General features: G+C 57.0%; 5 protein-coding genes. 1 reads left to right on the forward strand and 4 read right to left on the reverse strand.

The features are described from left to right. Positions 1-833: 833 nt before the first annotated feature. From TSA66_RS00810 to TSA66_RS00825, 4 genes are all read right to left on the reverse strand, one after another. Positions 834-1,985, reverse strand: coding sequence for a TIGR03118 family protein (locus tag TSA66_RS00810; RefSeq protein WP_232429367.1), 1,152 nt, complete (start codon positions 1,983-1,985; stop codon positions 834-836). A gap of 268 nt (positions 1,986-2,253) precedes the next feature. Continuing rightward, entirely contained in the window at positions 2,254-2,445 is a 192-nt protein-coding gene (locus tag TSA66_RS00815; RefSeq protein ID WP_040038606.1) for a hypothetical protein, read from the reverse strand. A gap of 265 nt (positions 2,446-2,710) precedes the next feature. After that, positions 2,711-3,961: an anion transporter gene (locus tag TSA66_RS00820; RefSeq protein ID WP_040038607.1), complete on the reverse strand. Its 1,251-nt coding sequence runs from the start codon at positions 3,959-3,961 to the stop codon at positions 2,711-2,713. A gap of 350 nt (positions 3,962-4,311) precedes the next feature. Further along, positions 4,312-5,226, reverse strand: coding sequence for a LysR family transcriptional regulator (locus tag TSA66_RS00825; protein ID WP_040038608.1), 915 nt, complete (start codon positions 5,224-5,226; stop codon positions 4,312-4,314). 107 nt (positions 5,227-5,333) lie between these two features. Between TSA66_RS00825 and TSA66_RS00830 the strand changes: the two genes are divergently transcribed. Next, positions 5,334-6,011, forward strand: a complete 678-nt coding sequence (locus tag TSA66_RS00830; RefSeq protein WP_040038609.1) for a carbonic anhydrase family protein — start codon at positions 5,334-5,336, stop codon at positions 6,009-6,011. Positions 6,012-6,522 lie beyond the last annotated feature (511 nt).

A 6,522-nucleotide genomic window follows, 5' to 3' on the forward strand; every position in this document is an offset into this window, starting at 1 on the left:
ACCGCGTGCAGCTGAATTACATTCTTTGCCAAGTCCAGGCCAATCGTCGCAATCTGCATTTGGTCGCTCCCTTAAATGGTGGTTATCGCAGCTTCCACTGGGGCACTGTGATGCCATTGTAGGAAGGGGCGACCATTCCATTAGCCTCGACCCACAATCGACTGACGCTTTGGAGCAAAGCGGATGTTTAACGCTGAAATGACCGCCGTACGTGCACTCAGGTCGAGTGACAGCAAAGTCCAACGCTTCTTCTTTCGCTCGTTCAAGACGTCTTATCTGAGGAGTCTGATGGAACAACGGCGCGGTCGCACGGGCTGGAGCAAATTTATCCCTGACCAGCAGCGCTTTGCCGTGGTCTCATCAAATGCCACCCAGCCCCGGTCGATGTTCTTGAGTTGATCATAGTCGATCAGGCCCAGACACCAGAACGTCCCAAACGTACCCGCAGTAACCCATTCCCGGCAGAGTCGGTACACGGCGTAGGAGCAAATCGGTGCCGTCGCGAGCACTGCATTGCAGGTCCGTCGTAGCACCGGCAGAAGGGTATTCATCGCCACACGGTTTGACCCTGCTGTCAGTCGCAAACCAAATGGTTGCAGCTTGGGCCACTAGCAGCAATGGTTCTAGGCGTGCCCGCAGTGGGTTATCAAGCCAGCAGCCATCGCTGCTTCAGTCGCGTTTCGAACAGAATTTCTGGCCGAAATACCTCTTCTTTTGGCCAATTTCCCAGCCTTCCTTTCCCCGCGTAGCGCCCTATCAAAATAGGTTATAAGTCGTCGCGTGAATAAATCTGTGGATTTCCCTCCCTTGCGTTATAGGGGCACGCTGCTGCATCACGGACCGCTGTCCTGCCCAGCGTCCGGCGCCACATCAATACGACCATACAGCCCCTGCTTTTCATCGCCGGGACCAGCGGTGAAAAACAGCGTGTTGACCGGTTGCTTGTCAAAGCCGTTACCGAACGCCAGGCCCCACAGGCCATCGATCTGGATCGGCCGCATCCCTGCGTCCTTCAGCGTACCTGCCGAATCACCGGTGGCGATATCGTAGGCGTGGATCAGACCATCGCCGAAATTACCGACCAACAAGCGGCCGCTGAATTTGCCAAAGCCCGCCGGCGCGAGCGCCATACCCCACGGCGAATTGAGGGATCCTTGTGATACCAAGCGCTTGAGCAGCGTGCCATTGGGATCGTACACATCGATAAAGCCCAGCCCCACACCGGCGACATCGTCATGCTTTGCCGCATCCTGCTTGGCATAGGAGACATAGATATCGCCGCCGATGGCCTGCAATCCGAACGGCGCAAAGCCGTAAGGCAGGTTGGGATCGGAAAATGCGCCTGCCGGCAGCGTGACCGGCTTGAAACTGCTGTCGAAGACATCGATCCGATTGTTGTGGAAGTCCGCCGCGTACAACAGATTGCCGTCGCCATTGGCGCTCAGCGCGAGACCTTTGTAGACGGCGCCGGTGGCTACCGAGTTGTCGACCATACGAATCGCATGCGTAGCATCGACATTGGGCGCCCAAGCGGCAATCACCCCGTCTTCAGTGGCGAAAATAAACTTACTCGCTCCCGATGCGCTGCCTTGCGACACGACGAAGCCGGTCGAGGCGTTGAACACAATGCCGGTCGGTGTGCCCGACCCGCTGCCATTAGCTGGTGACGGTATCTGGACAACCAGGGATTGCGGCTTGCCGTTGCCGTCGTACAGTGTACTGACGCCGGTACCGTTATCGGCCACCCATACCGGACCGAACGGGTTGAAGGCAATACCCCAACTATTGATTAAATTAGGGTCGGTGTTATCCGCTGGATTGGCTCCGTCGGAAACCAGATTGTGCTGTTGATAAAAATTACCGGTTGCCTGAGTGCTGGTCGCCTGCGTACCGGTGGCCTGCGCTGACGGCACCATATTAATGGTGGTTAACATGCCCAACACACACAAGAAGCGGGCAACGTTGCGATGACGACGTGTATCCATATCCGATTCTCCAAGGATTGACAGTTGATATCGAGAAGAACACTCTTACCATTCTGCTTTTTCCATTACGGTCGAGTAGGCAGTATTGGCAGCCTCCGGTAGATACCTTATCCCGCCTTGGCGTTTCATCTCCACAGCCCTAAATCTGGGCATACATTGAGAATGAATCAAAGCTCTTGCCAAGGCTCGCCACTTCTGGCCGCGCCGCAATCGCCACGGCAAAGTTGCATCTCAGCGGAGAGTGAACATGGTTACTTTTACGTGAAGGTCATGCACCGCCATTCGGAATGACAGGGCTAGCGGCGAGGCGGATTGAGCCGCCGACTTCCGCTGCCTGCACGGGCGGTGACCGGGTACGGACTTCCCCGATTTCCCTGAGATTCAGCCGCGCCTTTTGACCGGAGAGCTTTCCCTTATTCCAAGGGGCATGGCGTTCAGCGGTGTCGATGTTCGCTTCCATGAATTCCTCCCGTTATTGAAAGGATTTCTATTCGATGCCGTTTTAATGGAGTGATCGATAACAGACTGAAAGCAGTCGGTCTGCGGAAGCTAGACCCGTTGCGGCCATTCGACTTTCCCAAAAGCGGACACTGACAGAGGCCACTTCACTGGCGTCCGAAAGCAATCCCACGGAAAGAAATGCCAGACAAATTTTGATTGGCGCCAACCGGCCCTGTTTAAATCGGAGCAACGCCATACCGGCTGAGTCATGTCGGGACTGACGCTCAGTGGGCTATGGTCCAGCGCCCCGCCAGGTAAGCCGCGACGATTGCCAGCGTCGCGATCGTCACCGGGATACCGATGCGGGCATGCTCACGCCAACTAATCGTGATGCCGGCACGCGCCGCAGCGTCGACAACGATTATGTTCGCGACACTGCCAACAACGAGCAGGTTGCCCGACAGTGAGCTCACCAAGGCCAGCGTTGGCCCCGCCAGCATATGAGTGACGCTTGGTAGCAATAGCATTACTGCGGGTACGTTGGAGACGATGTTCGACAGCACGAAAGTCGCCACGAACAGGGGGCCGGGGTGCTGCAGTGGTATACCCGCATTCGTCAGATCGGCGACCATACGCGCCGGCAGGCCGGTTTTTTGCAGCGCATGGTTGACCACGAATAGGCCGATGAACAGTACCAGTAGTTCCCAATCAACCAAGCCCAGCATCTGACGCGAATGCAGACGACGGCTTGTCAACAGCACGCCCGCACCGGCCAGCGCAACCACTTCACGTGGCCAATCGCTGAAAAGAAAGCAGGCGACGATCACCAGTGTAACGGCCATGCCCTTGATCGTTTGCCAAGAGTTCAGCGGTATGTACTCATTCGTGGTTGCGTCTTTCGAGGGTGCGTGCCCTGCAATATCGGCCGCATGGACGAGATGCCCCCTTGTGAGAGCAATCACAAGGGCCCAGGTCGCCATCAGGCCCATCCCGACAGGCAACGCCGCCTCAAGCAGATAGTCGACGAATGACAGGTGCAGCGTCTGGCCGATCAGCATGTTCTGCGGGTTACCGATCAGGGTCGCAGCCGAGCCGATGTTGGCACCGCAAGCCAACGCGAGCAGGAAGGGCGCTGGAGCAAGGCGCCGTTCTCGGCATGCGTCGATTAGAACCGGCGCCACGGCGAGGCAGACAATGTCGTTGCTAAAAACAGCCGACAGCGCGGCTACCGACAAGATTAGTGCCCCCATCAGCAGCGGCGGCGCCAGCGGCAACTTGGCGACCCAACGCGTCAACCAGTCGTAAAAGCCACCCAGACGCATCTGCGCCGACACAACCATGAATGCGAATAGCAAGATCAAGGTCGGCAGGTGGACTGATTGTGCCGCTTCCTCAAGGCTAACTGCATTGACGCCGATTAACGCGATTGCCCCCAACAGTGCGATGCCTGTGCGATCGAGCTGTAAGAATGGTAGGCCACCTAGAATCATTCCCAAGTAGACGACGACGAAGATTCCGACGACGAGTTCAGTCATTTCTCAACGATGATATGACTAATGAAGCCCCATGCTGCCACACCTACGCCCGCAGCAGCAAACCGCCACTCTGAGAAACATTGCTGCAACGAATGACTTTCGGACAATCGGGCACCGCTAGTGACCGTCCGTACCTGGCCGGTACAACGCGTTGCGTAATGATTCTTGAGCGTCTGGAACAGACAGGTGACCCGCCGGTCCTGCACAGGCGGTGAAATTCGCCTGGCGACCCTGTCCGGCCGGTCACCTCGACAAAACTCCAACAGCAGGTAACAGAAAAGAGCAGTCGGCCAAGATGACTACCTGCGAGCAGCAACTCGGCTGTAGTTGGTGTTGGCTATTCTTGCCTGCTACACGCCTGACTCGCGCCGCTCACTCCATTCGCATGCTGACCGCTTGAGATGTTCGAGGAAAACAGCCGCAATCGGGGAAAGCTTTTTGCCGCGCGGATACAGAGTGAACCAGTGGGACTGGAGCGGGAATCCCGTCACGTCGAGAATGGTCAGTTGATCTTCCTCCGGCCGGGCTGGAAGTGCATGGCGCGAGATCACGGCAAGACCAAGGCCACCGGAAACGGCCTGCTTGATCGCCTCATTACTACCCAACTCCAGCCGCACAGCAGGTACGAAAGCGCTGCGCGCGAAGTGCGCATCGCATGCGAGGCGCGTGCCAGAACCACGTTCTCGAAGGATGAATCGCTCCGCCAGGAGGTCAGTGAGTTCCAGATGGCGCCCCTCCAGTCGGTGCCCTGCGGGAGCAATCAAAACCAAGGGGTTGTGCAGGAATGCATGCTGTTCGAGGTCAAGGCTCTCGGGCGGCATCGACATGATGTAAAGGTCATCACGGTTTTCGCGCAGGCGCGCGACGACGCCATCGCGGTTCAGAATCTCAAGAGCAATCTCGATGTTCGGATGTTTCGTACAAAAACTGCCCAGCAGACGCGGCACGAAGTACTTCGCGGTGCTTACCAGGGCGACGCGCAACCGCCCCTGCTCAAGCCCCTTCATCGCATTGATGGCCTGCTCGAACTCCATCCATTCGTCGAGCATTGCCCGTGCTGTCGCGGCGAGCGCCTCGCCAGCTTCGGTCAGGTGAAGGCGCTTCCCGATCTGTTCATATAGGGGCAGGCCGACGGCGTCGGCAAGCTCGCGCAATTGCATCGACACCGTTGGCTGCGTGACATGGCATGCCTTGGCGGCGCCAGTGACACTGCCGTGCTCGGCCAGCGCCAAAAAGAGGCGCAGCTGGCGAAAAGTGGTGTTCATAGGATTTTAACTATGCATATGATAACTAATATCGATTATTAATTATTTTTGCTTGTAGTTACCATAGCGGACAAGCCCAATTGTCGAAAATCAAGATACGCCCGACCATGAAAACGCATACCTCCGAAACTCAAGCCACTTGCACCCCGGCACTTGCCTTGCAGTTCCTCAAGGACGGTAACGCCCGCTTCGTTAACAACTTGCGCGCCAGCCGCGATTTGCTGCAGCAGGCCAACGAAACGCGCGACGGCCAATGGCCATTCGCCACCATCGTCAGTTGCATCGACAGCCGCACGTCGGCAGAATTGATCTTCGACCAAGGCTTGGGCGACATCTTCTCCGTACGCATCGCCGGCAACGTGATCAACACCGACATCCTCGGCAGCCTCGAGTTCGCATGCCACGTGGCCGGGTCGAAACTCATTGTCGTGCTCGGGCATACCTCGTGCGGCGCAATCAAGGGGGCCTGCGACCATGTGGAGCTTGGCAACCTGACCGAACTGCTGTCGAAGATCCAGCCGGCGGTGTACGAAGAGAGCCACACCCCGGACCCGGCAAGGCGCAATTCGAAGAACACGGCGTTCGTGGAGAATGTTGCCGACCTGAATGTGCGCCGCTCAGTGCGATCGATCATCAACCGCAGCTATATCCTTGAGCACATGATCGCCGCCGGCAAGATAGGCATTATCGGCGCCAAACACAACCTGGCCAGCGGAGAAGTGACCTTCTTTGACGACACCTGGGTGCACGACAAGACATCGATGCAGCGTGTCGTTGCCGGATAGTTACGCTTCCGACCGACCGTATGTGAATTTCGCCTCAACCTCGATTGTATGCTTTCACGGGTTTGGGAAGCTGCCGTACGCCTGCCCTCAAGGCTGAACGGCGGTTAATCGGGGAGCTGTACACCTCAGTTGTTCACCCCAACGGCAGTTGGGGCTGAGCCTCGCGTATAGGCCATCCGGCTGCTTTCAGAGCGGAACGGCCCTTGGAATGTCCGTATATGGACTCCTCCTCGTTTGCAATCAATTCGTTTTTGGCGTCGAGGTACGACTGCGCACGTATCTCCAGTCTCTGACTGCTTGCTCGTTTTAGAGCAGGACCATAATGGGCTTTCGCGCGCTGACTCCCCATTGCTTTCTCGGACTGGTACGCCATAGCCATTCTCGGGTTTTTTCAGCGCCGGTTCGACCTGTTAGCCATCAACAACCGCGTGCAGCTGAATTACATTCTTTGCCAAGTCCAGGCCAATCGTCGCAATCTGCATTTGGTCGCTCCCTTAAATGGTGGTTATCG

The sequence above is a fragment of the Noviherbaspirillum autotrophicum genome (genome assembly GCF_000818395.1).
Taxonomy (GTDB): Bacteria; Pseudomonadota; Gammaproteobacteria; order Burkholderiales; family Burkholderiaceae_D; genus Noviherbaspirillum; species Noviherbaspirillum autotrophicum.